Annotated in this window: 21 protein-coding genes and 3 pseudogenes; 13 read left to right on the top strand and 11 right to left on the bottom strand. The window is 60.8% G+C overall.

Annotated elements, in window-relative coordinates:
- Nucleotides 1-1,047: 1,047 nt before the first annotated feature.
- Nucleotides 1,048-1,296 (bottom strand): annotated as a pseudogene (locus F4827_RS35805) (cation:dicarboxylate symporter family transporter); the annotation flags it as partial.
- 188 nt (nt 1,297-1,484) lie between these two features.
- Between F4827_RS35805 and F4827_RS10410 the strand changes: the two are divergent.
- Nucleotides 1,485-2,396 carry a dienelactone hydrolase family protein gene (locus F4827_RS10410; RefSeq protein WP_183723928.1) on the top strand — a complete coding sequence of 304 codons (912 nt, stop codon included), beginning with the start codon at nt 1,485-1,487 and terminating at the stop codon, nt 2,394-2,396.
- 131 nt (nt 2,397-2,527) lie between these two features.
- Here the strand turns inward: F4827_RS10410 and F4827_RS10405 are convergent, their stop codons facing one another.
- The 3 genes from F4827_RS10405 to F4827_RS10395 form a co-directional block, all read right to left on the bottom strand.
- Complete coding sequence (locus tag F4827_RS10405) at nt 2,528-3,253, bottom strand: PIG-L family deacetylase (RefSeq protein ID WP_183723929.1); 726 nt, start codon at nt 3,251-3,253, stop codon at nt 2,528-2,530.
- A 3-nt stretch (nt 3,254-3,256) separates the two neighbouring features.
- Nucleotides 3,257-3,913, bottom strand: coding sequence for a glycosyltransferase family 2 protein (locus tag F4827_RS10400; protein ID WP_183723930.1), 657 nt, complete (start codon nt 3,911-3,913; stop codon nt 3,257-3,259).
- Between the two features lie 61 nt (nt 3,914-3,974).
- Entirely contained in the window at nt 3,975-4,232 is a 258-nt protein-coding gene (locus F4827_RS10395) for a CsbD family protein (protein ID WP_183723931.1), read from the bottom strand.
- Between the two features lie 217 nt (nt 4,233-4,449).
- Between F4827_RS10395 and F4827_RS10390 the strand changes: the two genes are divergently transcribed.
- Together F4827_RS10390 and F4827_RS10385 are read left to right on the top strand one after the other, a co-directional pair.
- Nucleotides 4,450-4,635, top strand: a complete 186-nt coding sequence (locus F4827_RS10390) for a CsbD family protein (protein WP_183723932.1) — start codon at nt 4,450-4,452, stop codon at nt 4,633-4,635.
- 246 nt (nt 4,636-4,881) lie between these two features.
- Nucleotides 4,882-5,529 (top strand): SAM-dependent methyltransferase, encoded by a 648-nt coding sequence (locus tag F4827_RS10385; protein ID WP_311673103.1) that lies wholly within the window; start codon nt 4,882-4,884, stop codon nt 5,527-5,529.
- A 21-nt stretch (nt 5,530-5,550) separates the two neighbouring features.
- On the opposite strand, the gene F4827_RS10380 is transcribed toward F4827_RS10385, so the two are convergent.
- On the bottom strand, nt 5,551-6,306 hold the full coding sequence (locus F4827_RS10380) for a DeoR/GlpR family DNA-binding transcription regulator (protein ID WP_183723934.1): 756 nt from the start codon (nt 6,304-6,306) through the stop codon (nt 5,551-5,553).
- A gap of 195 nt (nt 6,307-6,501) precedes the next feature.
- On the opposite strand from F4827_RS10380, the gene F4827_RS10375 reads away from it, so the two are divergent.
- A complete protein-coding gene (locus F4827_RS10375) occupies nt 6,502-7,101 on the top strand; it encodes an NUDIX domain-containing protein (protein ID WP_183723935.1) in 600 nt (199 codons plus the stop codon).
- A complete protein-coding gene (locus F4827_RS10370) occupies nt 7,098-7,505 on the top strand; it encodes a DUF4406 domain-containing protein (protein ID WP_183723936.1) in 408 nt (135 codons plus the stop codon). The genes F4827_RS10375 and F4827_RS10370 overlap by 4 nt, the downstream gene beginning before the upstream one ends.
- Nucleotides 7,506-7,904: 399 nt before the next feature.
- On the opposite strand, the gene F4827_RS10365 is transcribed toward F4827_RS10370, so the two are convergent.
- On the bottom strand, nt 7,905-8,339 hold the full coding sequence (locus tag F4827_RS10365; protein ID WP_183723937.1) for a helix-turn-helix domain-containing protein: 435 nt from the start codon (nt 8,337-8,339) through the stop codon (nt 7,905-7,907).
- 109 nt (nt 8,340-8,448) lie between these two features.
- Here F4827_RS10365 and F4827_RS10360 point away from each other — a divergent pair, with 109 nt between their 5' ends.
- The 4 genes from F4827_RS10360 to F4827_RS10345 are packed head-to-tail and all read left to right on the top strand — an operon-like array spanning nt 8,449 to nt 11,330.
- Entirely contained in the window at nt 8,449-9,066 is a 618-nt protein-coding gene (locus F4827_RS10360) for an FMN-dependent NADH-azoreductase (RefSeq protein ID WP_183723938.1), read from the top strand.
- A complete protein-coding gene (locus tag F4827_RS10355; protein WP_260184520.1) occupies nt 9,059-9,724 on the top strand; it encodes an NAD(P)H-binding protein in 666 nt (221 codons plus the stop codon). Before F4827_RS10360 ends, F4827_RS10355 begins: the two co-directional genes overlap by 8 nt.
- Nucleotides 9,725-9,753: 29 nt before the next feature.
- A complete protein-coding gene (locus tag F4827_RS10350) occupies nt 9,754-10,665 on the top strand; it encodes an oxidoreductase (protein WP_183723939.1) in 912 nt (303 codons plus the stop codon).
- Between the two features lie 29 nt (nt 10,666-10,694).
- Entirely contained in the window at nt 10,695-11,330 is a 636-nt protein-coding gene (locus F4827_RS10345) for a DsbA family oxidoreductase (RefSeq protein ID WP_260175104.1), read from the top strand.
- A 445-nt stretch (nt 11,331-11,775) separates the two neighbouring features.
- On the opposite strand, the gene F4827_RS10340 is transcribed toward F4827_RS10345, so the two are convergent.
- Entirely contained in the window at nt 11,776-12,684 is a 909-nt protein-coding gene (locus F4827_RS10340) for a LysR family transcriptional regulator (RefSeq protein ID WP_183723941.1), read from the bottom strand.
- Between the two features lie 98 nt (nt 12,685-12,782).
- Between F4827_RS10340 and F4827_RS10335 the strand changes: the two genes are divergently transcribed.
- The 4 genes and pseudogenes from F4827_RS10335 to F4827_RS10320 all read left to right on the top strand — a co-directional run bounded on the left by F4827_RS10335 (nt 12,783) and on the right by F4827_RS10320 (nt 15,794).
- Nucleotides 12,783-13,283, top strand: coding sequence for a cyclophilin-like fold protein (locus F4827_RS10335; protein ID WP_260175106.1), 501 nt, complete (start codon nt 12,783-12,785; stop codon nt 13,281-13,283).
- 222 nt (nt 13,284-13,505) lie between these two features.
- On the top strand, nt 13,506-14,636 hold the full coding sequence (locus F4827_RS10330; RefSeq protein WP_260175117.1) for an MFS transporter: 1,131 nt from the start codon (nt 13,506-13,508) through the stop codon (nt 14,634-14,636).
- A 75-nt stretch (nt 14,637-14,711) separates the two neighbouring features.
- Nucleotides 14,712-15,185, top strand: a pseudogene (locus tag F4827_RS10325) (tyrosine-type recombinase/integrase); the annotation flags it as partial.
- A gap of 114 nt (nt 15,186-15,299) precedes the next feature.
- Complete coding sequence (locus F4827_RS10320) at nt 15,300-15,794, top strand: adenylate kinase (RefSeq protein WP_183723943.1); 495 nt, start codon at nt 15,300-15,302, stop codon at nt 15,792-15,794.
- A gap of 321 nt (nt 15,795-16,115) precedes the next feature.
- Here the strand turns inward: F4827_RS10320 and F4827_RS35185 are convergent.
- From F4827_RS35185 to F4827_RS10305, 4 genes and pseudogenes are all read right to left on the bottom strand, one after another.
- Nucleotides 16,116-16,478: pseudogene (locus F4827_RS35185) on the bottom strand (dicarboxylate/amino acid:cation symporter); the annotation flags it as partial.
- Between the two features lie 3 nt (nt 16,479-16,481).
- Entirely contained in the window at nt 16,482-17,366 is an 885-nt protein-coding gene (locus F4827_RS10315) for a hypothetical protein (RefSeq protein ID WP_183723944.1), read from the bottom strand.
- Nucleotides 17,367-17,446: 80 nt separating this feature from the next.
- A complete protein-coding gene (locus tag F4827_RS10310; RefSeq protein WP_183723945.1) occupies nt 17,447-17,872 on the bottom strand; it encodes a PRC-barrel domain-containing protein in 426 nt (141 codons plus the stop codon).
- 965 nt (nt 17,873-18,837) lie between these two features.
- Nucleotides 18,838-19,659, bottom strand: a complete 822-nt coding sequence (locus F4827_RS10305; RefSeq protein ID WP_183723946.1) for a helix-turn-helix domain-containing protein — start codon at nt 19,657-19,659, stop codon at nt 18,838-18,840.
- Nucleotides 19,660-20,127 lie beyond the last annotated feature (468 nt).

The raw sequence follows: 20,127 nt of genomic DNA, 5'->3' as shown, positions 1-20,127 counted from the left end.
AAATATCGTACAAGGACGGTCAAACAACTTGCAGAAAGGGCCGATTGCGCCCCACTAGCGTGTCGCGCCAGTCTAATACGCGTGCTTGCCGCACGACATCTTCACGTGCACGGCAAACATCCACAAAAGTCATGCACCAGAAAAAAGCCTGCCGTCCCTTGCGGACACGGCAGGCGAAGAGCGAGACGGCGGGGGAAGCCATCTCGGGACCACACGCGAGCGCACGGACAACGCGCGCATCGGCTGAATGCGGAATAAACGGCGCTCACGCCGCGTTTTCCGGTAAGGAAATGGAAGAAAAATGCGCCCAAAAAGTCACGTGACGACACCCATTCGCGCCCGCAGCAGGCGCGCTTAATGCAATGAATGGGATGTGGTGAAGCCAAGCATAACGGCTGGTTCTTGCTGCGCGACGCCCCTGGCCGAAAACGCGGCGATCTTGACGGATAAGGGCACGATGACCCGCACTTTCAAGGCGCGAAATTCGCGTTTAACCGCCAAGGGTGCACCGCCAAGCCGCTGCAGGAATCGACGGTGAATCGGGTGCGCGCGCAACAAGCAATCTGGAATGTTGCGTAGCAACGTCCGCAAGCGCACGGAGCCATGGCGCGAACGCAACGATGATAGGTGCAGCGGCTTGAAGCACAGCGAGAGGAAAGGGACGGAACGTCAGCGCGGCTGCGGCGCGCGCGGACCAGGCAGCGAAGTTGCGGTGCAATACGGCAAGAATTGCATCTGGGCCGTCCAGCTTCGGTACGAATGCCTGAATTGAGCGGTCAAACCGCGCCTGCTCGAAGCTTCGCCTCGCACCGCGCGGTCCTAGACTGGCTCGGCATTCAAATCAATTATGGGGATGGCAATGCGTGTAACTAACTGGATTCTGGTGCTCGAATGCGCCTACATGGAATTTTCGAGCTGGCGCGGCAAGAACGTGTATCGACGTACCGTGGCGTATGACCGGGTCGTGTGGTGTTGATCGGGAGAGCGAAGCCGTAAGTCCCGGCAGTTCGGGCGCCCTGCCGTTGAAGCGGCGCCATCCCTCTGCGATCAGGCCAGCGCGCGTTCTCCGCTGGTTTTGCCCTTATCGCCCGCAGGCTCGCGTTCGCCGACTAGCGCCGCGTATTCGCCGTCGCTCATCACCGCGCCAAGCTGGCCTTCCCACTTCGTCATCACCGCCGCGGCCACGCTGTTGCCGAGCACGTTGGTCGCCGTGCGCCCCATGTCGAGGAAGGTATCCACGCTCATGATGAGCAGCAGGCCCGCTTCGGGAATAGGGAACTGGCCGAGCGTGGCCGCAGATCATCGAGCCGTCAAGATTGAACGAATAGCCAAGCGGCAGCAACGTACGCGCGGCTACGCCGGGGGGGCCGAACGGGGGCGGCCAGGCATACCGGACGGGTCTGCTTGAACAAGCCACCCTGCGATCAACAGAAAACCTGCCATACTCGCCCGCACCTTCGATCCGCGATGCGGGAAAATGACCTATGAGAAAGATGGCCTGTCGAAATCGGGTATTCGTCCACCTGCAACGATTCTTGATGTCAGGCGCATTGGTCGCTTCCCTGATGGGCTGCGCAGGAACCGCAAAAGAGGAGCCACCCGCCGCAACGGATCTGCACGAGACCATCGTCAAGGTCCCGGTCGACGAGGGCAATCACACCCGTGAGATAGTGGCGACCACCTATATGCCGGACGGTCACGGTCCCTTTCCGTTGATTGTCTTGAGTCACGGCAGTCCGCCTGATCCGCGGGATCGATGGAAGGTGGGCCGCTACCGTGAATTGCCGCAGATCCGCACTTTCGTGCAACTGGGTTTTGCCGTGATCGTGCCAATCCGCCGGGGCTATGGCGCAACAGGCGGCATCGACGAGGAGGACGCCGGCTCCTGCCAACATCCCGACTACACCGCTGCGGGCGAACAGGCCGCACGCGATGTGCTCGCAGCCGTCAAGTACGCGCAGACACTGCCTGCGGTGGATGGCAGCCGTGTCGTTCTCGTGGGTCAGTCTGCGGGCGGATTCGCGTCGCTGGCAGCCGCCAGCCATGCTCCGCAAGGATTGGTCGGAGTCGTCAATTTTTCGGGCGGACGCGGCGGGAACCCGTCGAAGCATCCGGGTATGCCGTGCGATCCGCAGCAGATGGCCGCAACCATCGCGCACTTCGCCACCACGACGCACGTGCCCGTTCTCTGGCACTACGTTCAGAACGACAAATACTTTGCGCCTGAGGTGGTCGCCACATGGTTTGCGGCATTTCAGGCGGCCGGCGGTCGCGGGCAAATGATCGTCGAACCGCCCTTCGGTACGAACGGCCACGGCATGTTCGCCGTCAAGGATGCGATACCCATCTGGTTGCCGCATTTCGAGCAGTTCGTCACGCCGCTGGTGTCCAGATAACGCCTGATTCACTCGCCCAGCACACGTGCTCCAAATATGAGCACCGCCAGCCTTCCCGCAGGCCGTGATCGCCGCCGCGTCCGCGACGCAAGACTGGCGACGTTCGCTTCGACGCAAGCTGGCAAGCCCGTCTAACTCCCGCGCAATGGTGAGCCGGTGCGTCGGGCCCATTCAACACGCCAATACTGCTCCGGCGCCCCGAGGTCGGCCGGTATGCGCGCTCCAAACGCACGCAACTGACTGGCATAGGCCTGAACACATCGCCGTTTCATATGCTGTGCTCGCGCACTCGTGCGCGCTGGACACCACGCCTCATCGAGGCGCTCGACTGACAAGCCAGCGTTTGCCAGCTCAGCCAGGCGCTGCCCGGTCAGATCGCGGGCAGTGCGATGAATCGCTTCTTCATAGACGATACAGGACGTCATGCTTCGCGCACGGAACAGCACAAGCCAAGCATCGGCTACACACCGATGATCGGAATGACGCAGACCCAGTGGCACGACCGGTGTTGCCCCTGGCCAACGCGCCAGTTCCTCTGCAATCGCGCGGGCAACGGTCTGCGCGGCCGGAAGCGGCGCATATTGACCATCGAAAAAGCCCAACCGTACGCCGCACGCCTCGCATAACGAAAGCGCGTACTCGTCTTCGAGTGTGCGCGCATGCATTGCCTGCGTCGAATCCTCGAAGCCCGCCGCTTCATCCCAGGAACGATGCACGGGGTCCGCCGGCGTGCCTGCGAACACCGTGCAGACCACCGCCCCACGCCGCGCCGCGAGCAGCGATCCGCAACTGAACACGGCATCGTCGAGATGCGGAGAGACGACGAAGAGCGGCGCGACCACACCGGCAGACGCCATGGCTCACTCCTCCTGCGCCCAGCGCGCGAGTGTGTCCGCAAACCCGCCACGCACGCGCGCCTGCATGCGCGCGCTCGTCCTCACCCGGGGCGCCGCGCTCCATGCGATGGACGCACCCACGACACGCAACAAATCCACTAACGCAACGTCCTCCCCGCACGGCAAGGGCGGAAAGCCCCCGGCACGCAGATAGGCCTGCGTGCTCACACCCAGATTCGCACCATGCACATGCCGATGCCCATCGGCGTCGCGATAACGCTCTCGCCACAGTTTGCGAAGCTGGCCAGGCGCCCCTTCCCAATCGTCGACTTGCACCGATCCACAAACTGCATCCACGCCGAGCGCGAGTTGCGCGACAAGCCAGTCGTTCTCTACGCGGCTATCCGCGTCGGTAAAGGCAAGCCAGCGTGCACCCTGGGCGATCAGGCGCTCGGCGCCCGCACGCCGCGCCACCCCGACATTCCTCGCATCGACATGCAGCGAAGTGACTGCAAAGCCGCTCACGATGGCTGCCGATTCATCCGTGCAGCCGTCGAGCACAACGACAATGTTGACGGGCTCGCCACGCAGGCCCGGGGCGTGGCGCGTCGCGCAGGCCGCAGCAAGACAGGCAGCCAGCAAATCCGCTTCGTTGTGAGCCGGTATGATCACACCTATCATTTGCATTCCTGACTAAATGAATCGCCGCTATAAGCGGTTGAACGCACCACGTGTTGGGCGACTACTCTCTGCGGGCGGCCCAGAATGCGCCCACCGCGAAGCCAATTGCCACGGCCGCGCCTAAGACCACCAGCGGCTTCTCTGCGATCGCCTCGCGCGCCACCGTTGCGGCATCCCCGACAAGTTGCTGCGACTGGCCGCACAGCGCTTTGGCCTTCCCGGAGATCTGCATGGCCGTATCGTCCAACACGGCCCCGACGGCATCCTTCACTTCTCCGGCAAGCTGTTTGACATGCCCTTCTGCGCTGTTCGTATCCATATCCAGCTCCTCATCAGTTTCTAGTTCGCGGCAACCGTTGCCGTTTCCAGGGGTTACTGGCAGCTCGCTCACGCACGACGCGTGCCCGCCAGATTAACAACCTCGCGCGGGTTCGACCTGGCAGCAGTACACCTCTCTTACCTCTGCAGGCAGGCACGCTGCGTGCGGGATGGGATTCGGCTGGCGACATCGGGTCGCCCATTAATGGAGAGCCATCATGAACAAAGATCATGTGAAGGGAGCGGCAGAAAAGGTTAAAGGCAAGGTCAACGAAGCAGTTGGCCGCGCGACGAATGATCCGGCACAGGAGCTGAAGGGCGATCTTCAGCAGGCAAAGGGTGAAGCGCAAAAGAAGGTGGGGGACGCCAAGGATGCGGCGAAGGACGCCACGAAGCATCATTGATTCAGGGTCCTCGGGCCGCCTCCGAAAGGCTGGCGGCCCTGCCTGCTTCGCCAATTTCTGCCGATTTGCCCGCGAGCGGATCCGCTAAACGATGGATGAATTGCAAATGGATGCGGACAAAGCGCTTCCCCTGCATGCGACTATGTGCACGGACCTCGCCACAATACTCGCCCGAGATATTTACGCCGGGCTTGATCTCGAATCGCTCGCTTGTACGCTCGCCTCGTCAGATGAGGGATGGCCGCGGTGAGCGATCGCCTTTCGCCGTCGATCAGACGCGCTGCCGCAGAGTTCGACGCCAAATTCGCCGCTACGGACGACCCCTGGCGTTATCGCAGCAGTTGGTACGAATCGCGCAAACGCGCAATAACGCTCGCCGCGCTTCCGCGAAGCCGATATGGCCGGGCGTTTGAACCGGGCTGCGCGAACGGTGAGCTCTCTGCAGCCCTGGCGACGCGCTGCGAGCGTCTATTGTGCGTGGACTTTGCTCCCAACGCCGTGGCAATCGCCGCCCGACGCCTGGCCGAATTCGAACATGTCGAAGTGCAGAGAATGGCCGTACCACAAGAATGGCCAGGCGGCTCCTTCGATCTGATCGTGGTAAGCGAGTTCGCGTATTATCTGAAAAAATCGCAATGTCGCAGACTGGCGCGTCAGGCCTGCGCGTCGCTCGATGCGAACCACGGCGCGATCGTGTGTTGTCATTGGCGACACGGGGCGCACGACTGCCATCTGGACGCGGACTCAGTCGATGAAGCCTTTTCACAGGTCGCCCGCGCGAATGCTCTGCATCTCGCGACGCACGCCAAAGACGCCGATTTTCTTCTAAGCGTCTGGACGACACATGCGGCTGGCGTTGCAGAGCGCGAACGCGTCGACAGAGCGACTGGCTGACACTGCCGCCGCCCACGCGCGTCAGGCCCTCACAATCGTCAACCCCGCTTCTTCGAGCGCACGCGTTTGTTTCGCGGTCGCGCCCGCATCGACAACGAGCGTCTGCGCCATCTCCAGGCCGCCAATGCGAAATTGCGAAGCCGTATTGAGTTTCGACGCACACGCGAGCACCACCGTTTCCGCCGCACGCGCCGCTAGTGCGCGCTTTACATAGGTTTCCTCATAATCTCCCGTGCTGAAACCTGCGCTCGCATGCACCCCGGTCACCCCCATGAAGTAGAGATCCGCATGAATGTGCGACATCGCCTCGATCGCCGCTGCGCCCACGCTCACCACCGAATGCTTGTAAAGACGCCCGCCGATCAGCACGACTTCGACGCATGGATGCGCGGCCAGCGCCACCGCAATGCCCGGGCTGTGCGTGACGATGGTGGCCGTGAGATCGGGGGTGAGGCACTGCACCAGCAAGGCGCTGGTGGTGCCGCCATCGACGATCGCCACCTGCCCCGGCTCTATCATGCTGGCCGCCTTGCGGGCGACACGCTGCTTGGCGGCCACATCCATGTCCTCACGCGCAGCCAGCGGCGCGACCGCCGCCGAAGCGGGCAATGCGCCGCCATGAACGCGTTGCAGACGCCCTTGCGCCGCCAGTTCGCGCAGATCGCGCCGCACCGTGTCTTCGGACACGCCGAAAGCCGCGCTCAGATCGCCGGCCAGCACCTGACCGTCACGATCGAGGGCGTCGAGAATCGCTTTTTTTCTTTGGCTTGTGAGCATGGCTGAGGATGAGAGTTGCACTCGACCGGCATGACGGACTGCACAAGACATGCTGAACATGCGCTGCACGAATTGCCTTGAAACTGCACGAACTCGCACGTTATCATGAGCCGGCCGATGTGTCGATATGGGTCGCCCGGCGCTCTGCGCCAGCAAATCGCCGAATCGCCTTTCGCCCTTTCCTCTGGAGCCCCCGTGATTACCACTCAGGAACGCGTCCGCGTCGTCGATACCACCGTTCTCTCGGACAACTGGTACGTCCTGCGCAAAGTCACCTTCGACTACCTGCGCCGCGACGGCACGTGGCAACGCCAGAGCCGCGAAACCTACGACCGCGGCAACGGCGCGACCATCCTGCTGCACAATCCCGCCACCGGCAACGTCGTGCTCACGCGTCAGTTCCGCATGCCCGCCTTCGTCAACGGCCATGACGGCATGCTGATCGAAGCCGCTGCCGGTCTGCTCGACCAGGCCTCGCCCGAAGCGCGCATCCGCGCCGAAGTCGAAGAGGAAACGGGCTATCGCGTGCGCAATCTGCGCAAGGTGTTCGAGGCGTTCATGAGCCCGGGTTCGGTGACGGAGAAGCTCTACTTCTATCTGGGCGAATACGACGCGACCACACGCATCGGCGAGGGCGGCGGCATTGCGGAAGAAGGTGAGGATCTCGAAGTTGTTGAAATGCCTCTGGGCGAGGCGCTGGCGGCGATCGGGCGCGGCGAGATCGTCGACGGGAAAACCATCATGCTGTTGCAGCAACTCGCGCTGAGTCAGCTTTCGCAAGGACGCACACCGTGAAACCACAACTGATCCTGATCGCCGGACCCTATCGCGGTGGCACCGATGGCGACCCCGTGCGTATCGCGGAGAATTTGCGCCGACTGGAACGCGCCGCGCTTGGCGTGTACGAGCGCGGCCATATGCCGATGGTCGGCGAATGGGTGTCGCTACCGCTGGCTCGCACGGCTGGCTCCGAGCGCATTGGCGACGACATCAGCGAGCGCTTTCTTTATCCGGCTGCGCGCCGGCTGATTGAACGCTGCGATGCAGTCTTGCGCATTCCTGGCGAGTCCAGGGGCGCGGATGGCGATGTCGAACTGGCGCGCAAACTCGGCGTGCCCGTTTATCATCGGCTCGACGAGTTGCCTGACGTCACATTCGCGGTATCGGCCGTTCACGATTCGCGCAGCGTGCCGCGATAACGCCGCTTACCAATGGGAGGACGGCGTGGCCTCGCCTGATTCCCGCGGCGCCGCTGCACTGGCGAGCCCCTCCCCTTCTCGCCACTGCCTATTCAGTCGGCGCTGACACCCCCGTCCGGCCCTGCCGCTGCGTCGCGCTGGCTTGTCCGTGATCGGCCACCAAGCGTTACTGGTTTGCGTTGACGGCGAGACGCTGAGGCGTCCCGTTTGGCTCAGGCAACGGACACCCAAGCAGGCTATGCGACTTTTCCGATCGGCCGTGGCCGACTCCTGGTTGGATAGGTCGGCAAATGAAGCGCCTTCGCACCCCAAGAGAGATCGGCATTGGGACAGGTCCCAACGCGAGCCGTCAGTTGGATTTCGCCGCCGTGTTTGCACAGGTCTACAGCCTGGGCTCCTTTATCGACGCTGGTAGACAACGCCCTGAACCAAGACTTGATCTGACTCCGGCTCCTCGTCAAAACGTTTATGCGCCTCGGCAATCGCGACTTGATTCTCGTTCGCCCAATTGACCAGCGCCATGACAGGCTTCAACAGCGTTCTTCCCATGTCAGTGAGTTCGTAATCGACGCGAGGGGGAATCGTTGGATACATCGTTCGCGTTATCAGTCCGTCGCGCTCCAGCCCGCGCAAGGTCAGTGTCAGCATCCGCTGCGAAATGCCGTCGATGCCGCGCTTCAATTCGTTGAAGCGCCGCGGGCCATTGGCCAGCGTAGCGACAATGTAGAGGCTCCACTTGTCGCCGATGCGATCCAATATGTCGCGGGTCGCCACACAGCCGCCGGCATCAGGTGCAGGTATATCGGCAGGTAGCTCAATGTGACCAGGTGACATGTGTGTGCCTTCTTGTGGGAACAAGGAAGGAACCATACCATCCTACGTATTAATTGGTAAGTCAGGCAAATTAGCCGACTTAGTTCTTATTTTATACCTGGGAGCCATCATGAGCCACACCCTGCTTGTCACGTCCAGCCCGCGCGGAGCTGAGAGCCTTTCCACCCGCTTTGCAACGGAAATCGCCCATGGCATCCAGGCCCGCTCGGGCGGCCCGCTGACCGTGCGCGACCTTGCCGCGAATCCTCCGCCGCACATCACGCCAGCCTACATCCAAGGCCGGATCACGTCGCCCGAAGATCGCACGCCGGAACAGGTCGAGGCGGTGAAGGTCGCGCAAGCGTTGGTCGATGAGTTGAAGGTCGCCGATGTGATCGTGCTCGGTTCGGGCATGATCAACTTCGGTCCGTCCTCGCAGCTCAAGGCGTGGTTCGATCACGTCACCTGGCCGCGCGTCACCTTCGGCTACGGCGATACTGGGCCGAAGGGGCTGCTGACCGGTAAAAAAGTCTACCTCGTTACCGCTGCCGGCGGCGTGTTCTCGGAAGGTGCCTGGGCAGCGTTCGACTTTCAGACCAACTATCTGCTGCACCTGCTCGGTTTCATCGGCCTGAGCGACGTTGAAGTGGTGCGTGTCGAAGGCACGGTTTTGGGCCCCGATGCGGCGAAGGCCGCAATCACCAACACCGAAACGGCCGTCAAAGCCTTGTTGGCGAAGGCTGCGTGACCACACGGCCGGGGAAAAAACCCTCGCGCTGTTCGGTGCGACGGGGCCGACCGGACGGCACATCATCGAGGAAGCCTTGAAGCAGGGCTACAACCTGTCGGTCTATACGAGCGACGCCAAGAAACTCGCATCGTTCGCGGGAAGGGGCGAAATTGTTGTTGGCGACCTGCAAGACCAGGGTGCCATTGCGAAGTGCGTGCAAGGTGCCGATGCGGTCATTAGCGCCCTTGGCCCGAACAGTCTCAAGGTGCCGGGCGATAAGCCGGTCATGCACGGCTTGACGCACACCATCTCCGCGATGAAGCACGCAGGCGTGCGCCGTCTTATCCAGATTTCTACGGCTGCCTATCGCGCCCCCAAGGATGGCTTTGCCTTCAAACGCCATGCGTTCGCGCTGTTGTTCGAGGCTATCGCACGCAAGGGGTATGAGGACATCAAGGCGACTGGTGAATTGGTCGCCAATCAGGAACTGGACTGGACACTGGTACGCATCCCCAACCTAAAGGATGCTCCTGCCGATGGCAGCGTGGACGTGGGTTGGTATGGAAAGGTCAAACTCAGTATGAAGCTCTCCAGAGGCAATCTTGCGAAGTTCCTGGTTGACCAGTTGACCGACAGGAAGTTCGTGTGTGCCGCACCAGGCGTCGCCAACCATTGACGCAGCAACGTCTCGACAAGGTTCACACCATGAGCGGATTCACCCATGCTGATGTACCCGATCAATCGGGAAAGACTTTTATCGTCACCGGCGCCAACACCGGAATAGGTTTTGAAATAGCGAACACGTTGGCGGCGCGGCGAGCAAGGGTGCTTCTCGCGTGCCGTGACGAGCGGAAAGCGGAAGCAGCGATTAGCCGGATTCGTCTGAAGACATCAGAAGCAAATCTCGCATTCCTGCCGCTTGACCTCGCAGACCTGACGAGCGTGCGGAACGCGGCAAACCTGGCCGAAAAGGAGCCGCGCATCGACGCGCTTATCAATAATGCGGGCGTGCAAGGCCCGAAGTTAAAGCACACGGCGCAAGGCTTCGAACTGACGTTCGGCGTCAATCATCTTGGTAGCTATGCGTTCACCGCGCTCATGTTGCCCAAGCTCATGGAAACATCCGGGTCGCGCATCGTTGTCACGAGCAGCGGTCTGCACAAGAACGCGAAGATCGAGTGGGACGATCTTAGTGCGGAGAAGAGTTACAAGTGGATGCCTCGCTATGCAGCCAGCAAGCTTGCGAATCTGCTTTTTATCTTTGAGTTGGATCGGCGACTGCGAGCGGCGGGTACACCTGTTACGGCGGTGGCCTGCCATCCGGGCCTTGCTGGGACCAACCTTGCGCGCGAGAGCTGGTGGGGCAACATCGCAATGTCATTGATCGGCCTGTTTTTCAACACGCCGGCTCAAGGCGCGTGGGGTGCATTGCAAGCGGCGACCGGACAGATAAAGGCCGGCGGCTATTACGGGCCGACGAAAACTTCCGAATTGCGAGGCCCTTCTGCTGAATGCACTCCCTCTCAGGACGCGCGGAATCCGGAACTCGCACGACGACTGTGGGACGTATCGGTTCAACTGACCGGAATCGATGCCGAACTGCCTTCAAATTCATAACGCGACGATCAGATCACGAGAACATGGTTATGCAAATAGATCTCTATACTGAAATCACTTGCCCGTGGTGCATCGTCGGGCATCACCGTCTCGACAAGGTGCTGGCGGAGCGTTTTCCCCACTTGTCCGTTGATATTCGGCAGCATCCCGTCCTGCTGCTGCCCGATGCGCCGGCAGGTGGCCTCTATATTCCCCACTTGCTGCGTTCGCGCTACGGCGTCACCGATCCGAAGGTTGCCTTTGCTCGCCCTGAGGGAGAAGCTCGCGCTTCGGGCTTCGACCTCGATCTTGGTCGCCAGCTCTGGGCCTATCCGACCCAGGCGGCTCATGCCGTGATTCTGGCAGCCGCTGGGCGTAACACGCAGCACAGGCTCGCGGTAGCAATCACCGATGCGTACTTTATTGCAGCGAAGAATATCTCCGATGCGGATGTGCTGGCCGACATTGCCAGCGACTGCGGTTTTGACCGCGATCAGGCGCGCGCCATCGCTCTTGATCCTGAACAGCACCGTCGCGTCGAAACGGAAGTGTTGAAGTCGGCGAATACCGGTGTCCGTTCGGTTCCTCACTTTGTCTTTGGGGAAAGCATTGCCATCAATGGGGGGCGCAGCGAAGACGAGATTGCTGCGGCAATACAAGCAGCTTCCAGCGCGATCTCTCTCTGACGCGGCTTTCTCAAATCCAATGACTCGGAACTCGGCGTACGCCAGGTAGATAAGGTTTTGCGGACCTGTTGACTGTGTTGGCCGATGCCCGACCAAAAAGACCGGCCGTCGGATGACCGTAGGACCTCAAGACGCGACGAAGAGACCGCGACCTTACAGCCGACCGCAATGGGTCGAGTTATGCCTTTTGAACTACACGCACATCCGAAACGATCGTCACGCTCTGCCGTGGGGCGCTGGTCGGCCATCTCCGGGCGCTATGCGTCAATCGTTTATTGCTGGAAGAACGGTGCGTCTTCGCAGGCTGGACCCACCATATTGTCTATAACAGCCGGGACTGGTCCTCGGCCGTAAGACGAATCTCGGCCATGAGCCGACGGTCAGCAATTCGGCCTGAACGACCGTTTTCCAGGTCGATGGACCGACGGCGCAAGCTGGTGATCTTTCAACGCCTTACCCTATCTGGCCGGATTCGCAGCGTGTTCACCACGAGCGTAAACGCAGGTGAGGGCTGGCGTCTGCTCGGATAATAGAGGTGGTAGCCTTCGAACTTTGGGCACCAATCTTCGAGTACGCGCTTGAGTCGGCCTGCTTCAATGTGTTGGATCAGCTCATCCTCCGGCAACAAGGCGATGCCGAGCCCGGCAAGCGCCGCGTCGACCTGTGGCAGCGTGGTATTGAAGATCAACTGACCGTCGACTCGCACGTTGACCGAGCGGCCCCTTCGCTCGAAATTCCAGACGTACAACCCGCCTGATGTTGGCATGCGCTGGTTGATGCAATTGTGTGCGGTCAGTTCCTGCGGCGTTTTTGGCGTCGGGTGAGCCGCGAGATATTCAGGTGAGGCCGCCACCGCGAAACGCAGCGGCGGCCCAATCGGCACGGCAATCATGTCCTTGTCGATCGTGTTACCCAAGCGCACGCCCGCATCGAAGCGGTCCGCCACAATGTCGCGAAAGCCGTAATTCACATCGAATTCGAGCTTGATGTCGGGGTACTCGCGCAGCAGGGGCGTAAGCCTGGGGAGCAAAATCGTGTGCAGCACGTTGTCACCGCAGGTGATGCGTACCGTGCCAGCCGGCTTGGCGCGCAATTCAGTCAAGGCGTCGAGTTCTGCCTCGATCTCGTCGAAGCGATGACCAATAGCGTTCAACAACCGCTCGCCAGCCGGCGTGGGCGCCACACTGCGCGTGGTGCGCGTGAGCAGGCGGATCTGGAGTCGTTCTTCCAGAGCCCGGATAGTCTGGCTCAGGGCCGATTGCGTCACGCCCAGTGTTGCGGCGGCACGCGTAAAGCTGCCTTCCCGCGCTACCGTGACGAAGCCAAGAAGATCGTTCAGATTACGTCTGGCCATAGTTCAGCCTGCAGAAAAAATATTGATTAGCCTAGCTTATATCCCCTTTAAGCATCCATTAGCTAGTCAGGAGCGCCTGGGTCCGCAAAGATAGAGGCATGGAAAAGTCGATCCAACTGCACTTTTGCCGGTTGCGGCGCGAGGCTCTGGCACTGAGCATCAATCTGGTGTTGGGGATGCTGGCCTGCAATTCGTCGGCGTCGTCCTCCGGTGGCGCGTCTTCTCCGTCCTCAAAGGAGCCCGCTATGAAAATTCGCCTAAGCGTCGATCATCAGGTCGTCACCGCGACCCTGTACGACAACGCCACCGCGCGAGATTTCGCTGCCCTGCTTCCTCTATCGCTCACGCTGGAGGACTACGCAGTCATCGAGCGAATCTCTAATCTTCCGCGCAAGCTGGCCACTGCGGACGCCCCGGCCGGTATGACGCCAGAACCCGGCGACATCACTTACTACGCGCCGTGGGGCAACCTTGCGATTTTTGTGGACGGGCGACCCTATGCGGGCGGGCTGCTGCCTCTGGGCAAAGTGGACACCGGTCTGCCTGCGCTTGAGCGTTCCGGGCCACTCAAGGTCATGATCGAGCGCGTCACGAACTGACTAACACAGCGCGCCGTTCATGGCTCCCGAGGTGGCTCCATTCCAATCATGCCTGCTGCCGAAATGCGATCCCGTAGGGAAAGCCTGCCGTCCCCTTCGAACATAGCTCTGCATGACTAAAAGCATTTCATGACGATTCAAGTGTCCAACGACCCTGTGGCGGAATCTTCCGCCAAACAAAAAGTAGATAAAACGCCCGCGTTCTGGAGCGGTGTCTTTGCGATGTCGCTGTGCGTCTTTGCGCTGATTGCTTCGGAATTCTTGCCTGTCAGCCTGCTGACACCCATTGCAACGGACCTTCACGTCACGGAGGGGATGGCCGGGCGCGGCATTGCGATTTCCGGTGCGTTCGCGGTGGTGACGAGCCTGTTCATTTCGGCGCTTGCCGGCAGCATGAATCGCAAGACGCTGCTCCTTGCACTGACGGCTGTCATGGCCTTGTCTGGGGCAGTGATCGCGCTAGCGCCGAACTATTTCATCTATATGGTCGGCCGTGCACTGATCGGCGTGGTCGTGGGCGGATTCTGGTCGATGTCGGCTGCCACCGCGATGCGGCTCGTCCCGGAGCAAGACGTTCCGCGCGCTCTGGCTATCTTCAATAGCGGCAACGCGCTGGCCACCGTGGTGGCCGCGCCGCTGGGCAGCTACCTCGGCTCGATCGTCGGCTGGCGCGGGGCGTTCTTCTGTCTGGTGCCGGTCGCACTGATCGCGCAGGCATGGCAATGGATCAGTCTGCCGTCAATGCCGGGCGAGCATCGCGGCTCTGTTTCCGGCAACCTTTTCACGGAGTTTCGACGTCCGGTTGTAACCCTGGGCTTGCTCGGCGTCGGCCTCTTCTTCATGGGGCAGTTCGCGTTGTTTACCTATGTGCGGCCATTCCTCGAGAGCGTAACGCGAGTCGACGTGTCGACACTGGCGGTCATACTACTGGTGATCGGTATTACGGGCCTCATCGGCACCACGCTAATAAGCGCGGTGCTGAAGCGGGGTTTCTACCAGACGCTGATGGCCATCCCGTTCCTGATGGCAGCTATCGCTGTTGCATTGATCACGTTCGGCCAAGCGACAGCCGCTGCTGTTGCGCTCCTCGGACTCTGGGGTCTGTTCTCCACCGCGGCGCCCGTAGGCTGGTGGAGCTGGGTGGCCAGGACTTTCCCCGCGAACGCGGAGGCCGGCGGCGGGCTGATGGTCGCCGTCATCCAGCTTGCTATCGCCATGGGCTCCACAGTGGGAGGCTCGCTGTTCGACCACAGCGGTTATCGAGCCGCCTTTGTCGCGAGCGCAGTTCTGTTGCTGATCGCGACCGTTCTGACCTTCCTGACATCGCGATTGGAAGCAGCACATTCATCCTGACCGACGCGTCGCACACCGATACCCTTCCCGGTCATTCACCGTGCTCTCCGCGAATGACCGATAAGGGTGCGCCCATTGGCGATCGACAGCAAACTCCGAGCGTGCAATCTCACCAAGTTGAGAGTGTCCGATATCTGCCTTGGCTCTCGTGTGATGCCCCGGGCAGCCGTTATGCAGCAGAAGACTCAGCGGCCGGTGCAATTCGAAATCGCAGAGCAGACTCGCGCGAGTGCTGAAGCGTGGATCCAGGCGGCGGGACTTTCATAGGGTGACTATCTGTTTCGGAGCAGGGTTCACGGCTCACCGCATCTCTCGACGCGTCAGTGCGCTCGCCTAGTCCGTCGCTGGATTAGATCAATCGGACTCGACGATGCTGCTTCTGGAGCGCATACAATGCGGCAAACGAAGGCGTCACTGATTTACCGACGCACAAAGAATCCGAGGGCGGTTCAACTACTGCCTGGGCACACCAGGCTCGAAAGCACCGTCCGATATCTCGGCATCGCGGTCGACGATGCGCTTGAAATGGCGGAACAGACCGACGTGTGAAGCGCGAACGCCGGGCCACGAAGAGACGCTGCCCAACCAGATGCGGCCGGTCGACGGGTTGACATAGATTGGCGACAATTCTGATCCAAGCACAAGAAAGGTGGGCAGTTGCGCATGAATCTGATCAAGACGCTCGTGATTGGAAATTCTGGTTCGGGGAAAAGCTGGCTTGCGGAGCAGCTCGCTACCTCGCTCGGTAGCGCTTGGGTCGACCTTGACCTACTCCACTGGGAGCCAGGTGGTTACAACATGCCGCGGAAGCAAGAAGATGTAATCGCAATGGCACGCGAAGCGGCCGCCGCAGAGCGTTGGGTAATTGAAGGTATCTACGGCTGGATCGTCTCCGAGATTTTGTCGGCTGCGACAGCGTTGGTTTGGATCGATGTGGACGAATCTGAATGCATCGAGAACATTCGCCAGCGTGGTATGCGGCGCGGCGGGGATGCGCAGTCGTTGGCGGAATTATTGAAATGGGCGAAGTCGTACCAGTCTCGGACAGGTTCTAGTTCGTATGGCGCGCATGAGGCGATCTTCAACTCGTTCAGGGGACAAAAAGCCTGTCTGAAAACACGAGACCAAGTTACTGCTTTCGCTGACAGTTCCATTTGAGAATTTCGCCTTGGCCGAATGGTCGGCCCAGTTCGGCCAGGAAACGACGTTCGACACGGCGAAACGAATCGTCGACGCCCACGCAGTTCCGATTTCATCAATAACCCGGGGGGCCATCCATTTTCGGGTTCCTGTGCGGAGCCTCGGGGCGCACCTGATCTGCTTGATCGGGTGCGGGAGCCGTTGATGTAGCGGATTGTTTCGCCGCGCCGGGCGACGTACTGGAATCCAGCGTGGCAGCGGTCATGCATCCCGCAAGGACGAACAATACAGCCGGTAGGATAAGGATAGCCTTTGTCATCGCCGCCTCCTGAAACGAGGTTACATGTTAAGACAGGCTAGCAGTCGGAGGCAGATGCCGCTCGGTTGCGGATTCGCGTCGCTCGTGTCCTCGGGCAGCAAGTTTCCGTCAGCAAGACCTTCGTCGGCCTGTTCTGTGGCCGGGTCGCTTCAGATAAAAACGGCGCTGGGCAACCTGCGCATCGAACGTATGCGTCCATTTTGCAATCACGACCATAGCGAGGCTGTTGCCGCTCGTGTCGCAGGTCGCAATCGCCATTGACATGAAACGGTACACACCGAAGATTACCGCGCGCCCCCACCGGGGAGGATGCCGGTCGACGTCACCATCGCAGCAAACACCACAAACGATCCACCTGACACCGTGGCCGCACCCTTAGAGGAGTTCTAGAAGCCAGGAGGGGGCGGCAAGGGCAGGCCGGGTGGCGGTGGCAGCGATCTCGGGGAGGACAGCGACGGCATGGACGGAGGCGACGGCAGGGATGGAGGGGAAGGTATCGACGGAGGCGACGGCAGGGACGGAGGGGACGGCAGCTTTGGCAACTTACCTAAGGGCGGCTTGAGCATGCTGATAACGGATTTGAGCTTCTGTGCGATATCGGATTTGAGCTTCTGGGCGATGGCCTCGGCGACCGCCCTTTTCGCTTCATCCGCGAGCGCCTCGCACACGGCACGGATGATCTCGGCCGGAGTCGCGCCGTTTGTGGTCGCGCCGATATTGGCGAGATGCAGCGTAGGCAGCGGTACCGTGAGCGCGCCTCCGGGCAGGTGAACGTCAAGTGAGAGCGCGCCGCCCATCACGGTAAGGTTGCGGATGATGACCTTGCGCGCGTTGCTGCGGGCCTGGATTGCGGCCGCAGTGCCGGAATAGGCTTGGGCTTTGTTCTTGATGGTCTCCAGGTTGCTCGTGGCGGTAGGCGTTTGCGCCTCGTAAGTAATCTGCGGTGCGATGATTGTGGCGGAATCAACAATGGCAGGGCCGCCGCCGAGAAGTGAGCCGCTCTCCACATGCAAGGCGATACGGTCTACCACTACGGCGTACGGCGAAGAGAAACCAGTGGGGTTGCCCACGGTAAATCCGTCAAGCGCGCCCACGCCGGTTAAGGGCGAGAATTCGACGCTACCCACGAGCACCTGCGTCTGGGTAGCAAACGCGCCTTCCGTCTCGATGGCGGACTTAATGGATGGTTCGAACCGGGCGACCAGGGTCCACAGCGCAATAGCGGCGACCGCAAGCAGGGTGGCAACGGCAAGTCCGAGGGTTTTTAGCATGGTGTTCGGTGATTCATGAAAGACGGTGGCCCGTCCAGACGCATGGCAGTGCTAATCGGCAGTCGCCAATATTGACTACTTCACTCCGCCTGAACGTTCTTCGGCTTAGGCGACGATTGCACCTTCGCGTACTGGAACTCCGGCGTTGCCTTCAGGGCGTCCCTGGTGGCGCCCGGCAGATATAGATTGCCGCCGCGCACGTCGAGTGCAGTGATGGGCACCGCTACGTCGTGCGTGGCGACGCCGAGGAAGCCTCCTGTAGCGACGATGGCCGCCGAGACGGAGCCGTCCGGTGCCACGATCAGATCTTTGACCGCGCCGATTTTTTCGCTCTGGTCGTTGTAGACCGATTTGCCTAACACGCTCTTCTTGACGCTCCATCCCTGTAAAAGCGCCTGGGATTGCTCAATAGTGACGCTCAGAGTCTGTGTGCCGGCGACCTGTGCGTGCGCATCAATAGATGCTGCAAGTGCCACTGCTACTAATACTGCCTTGTGCAAAGCCATATCGTTCACTCGATGGTTAGAATCGGTTTCTGGCACGTTCTTCGGAGCAGAGCCCAGAGCCTGTATGCCAGATGGGGGCCAGTTTATCCATTTGCTGCCGGCTTCCAAGCCCCGTGGCGCCAACTCATAGTTCCCGTTTTCGCAACGTTGCCGCCCTACCGTGCGAAAAAACCAAGAACGCTTGGTCGACGGTCCGTAAGTGCCGGTTTCCGCCCATATAGCTTCCGTGCTTGAGGGGGTTCACGATTGCGCCCGTACCCAACTTGCGCACGCAAGCTATCGCCCAGGATGACCTGACCTTTTGTCCTTGCGGGTGACACGTTGAGCACTGCCTTCAACGACCTCGACTTGCACCTACCGGAGGCGAATCTTCAACCCGACAACCATGCGCCGTTAGCGCCGGTGCGTCGTGTCGGATTCAAAAGGAAGACTTCTCGCCTCGCATCGAGTGGCGAGATCATGAGCGATGGACCTTGCTTGAAGATGTGCCTGAGTCGCAAATGAACAGCGACCTTGCGGCGCACCTCTGAGGTGTATGTCGCTTCCGGAGTCGTCACGAGACGTTCGCTAGCGCTCCGCGTCTGTCTGGTCTGATTCGCACTCGGCCGGATGCAGCCGGATCGACGACGCGGTCCATCGCCGGTTCAGCAGCATCGGGCCGGGTTCGGCCACAACCTGCCGTTGAGCAGGCGGTCGACCTGCCATTGGCGCGGCTGCACTACTGCGCTAACGGCCATTGCCAGCGTGCAGCAACGAACGGGTGTGATAGGTCGCGCTCAGACGGTTGTCCTGCTTCGATACCTTCTTGATTCATACAAATTGGATGAATCGGCGATCGGCCAGAATGCGCCACTAAACGCGGCCTCACTACCGACGTCCGACAGACAGTTGCCCCGCCGGAATCGGACATTCACCAACCGCTGCGTGAATCCGCCATCAGTGCAAGCGGACCCACGGGAATTCAATCACGCGTTATCGCGTGACCTGAGATACCGCTGCGGACTCGCTCCGAGCGCCTTCCTGAACATCGAGGTAAATGCGCTCGGGCTTTGGTAGCCAAGTTCAGTTGCAACCGTCGCGACCGGTGTGCCCAGCGCAAGCCGCGCGACCGCCTCAACCAGCCTGAGCTGCTGCCGCCATTGACCAAAGCTAAGTCCAGTTTCGTCACGGAAGAGCCGCGCCAGCGTTCGCGTGCTGGCACCAACCCGTGCACCCCAAACGTCAATCGTCTCGTTGTTTTCGGGACGCAGCAGCAGTTGTTCGCAGACAGCGCGCAGCCTGCGATCGTCCGGTAGCGGAAGGGTCCCGCTCAACGCTGGCAAAGCCCGGTGCAGCTCGAACAGGAAGAGCGGAAGAGCGAGCTCGGTGCGCCGCGTATCGCTGTCACCGGTGGCCACGGCCAGGGCCACCAGCAACGCGTCCAGCAGATGGCCGATCTGCACCACCTTGCACTGCGTCCAGGACCTGAACTGCGTCGCGCCTGCCACGTCGATGTATGCCGTGCGCACCGTCACATCGCCGATTGCGTGAAGCTCGTGGAGCATACCGGCGGGCATCCAGATCGCCTGAAACGGCGCCAGGGTCCAGATGCCATTCGGCGTCAGTGCCCGCGCCACGCCGCGCGTGACATAGATGAGTTGCGCTTCCTCATGGGCGTGCCATGGATCCCGAAAGCCGTCCTCGAGATCCCACATGCGAGCGACCACAGGATTTTCCGCATCGGTGCGGATCGGCAGAAACCGTTGTCGCCAGACCGGTTCCAGATTTTCAGACTTTTCCGTTTTCATCGAGTTTCAGCAACAAATTGGCACGATCGCGATAGAAGTTGTCATTACGTCGGGTATCGGTCGCATGTAAGCTTTCATTCATTGGACCGGGTAGTAAGTCCGGCATTTGGATCGTAATGATTCGCATTCTTGCATAAAATGTTGCCCGGCCCGGCAGCCTGGTAACGGACACCGCACGGGCGCGAACAGAGACAGGTCCATCCACAAGCCGGCAGGCCACTGGCCGCCGCGCATGAAATCCCCCTCGCAATACAGTCCGCCGTGCGACGCACGCGTCGCGGCAGCGCGCTTGCGCCTTGCCGACGCGCTGAAGCGGGGGATGCATGCAGTCATTGGGTACCGATGAGACGGCCTCATAGCGGGCGACTCATTGGGCTCGCGAGCAACCGAAATGGGCGATTTCACGGCCAACTGGTCGCCGGAACGCCCCACAACAAGGCACGTCCGACGGGCGGCCACACGCTATTG

It is taken from the genome of Paraburkholderia bannensis, assembly GCF_014200455.1.
In the GTDB taxonomy this organism is placed as follows: Bacteria; Pseudomonadota; Gammaproteobacteria; order Burkholderiales; family Burkholderiaceae; genus Paraburkholderia; species Paraburkholderia bannensis_A.
The sequence above is the reverse complement of the archived record's forward strand: the minus strand, read 5'-3'. Positions and strand labels throughout refer to the sequence as shown.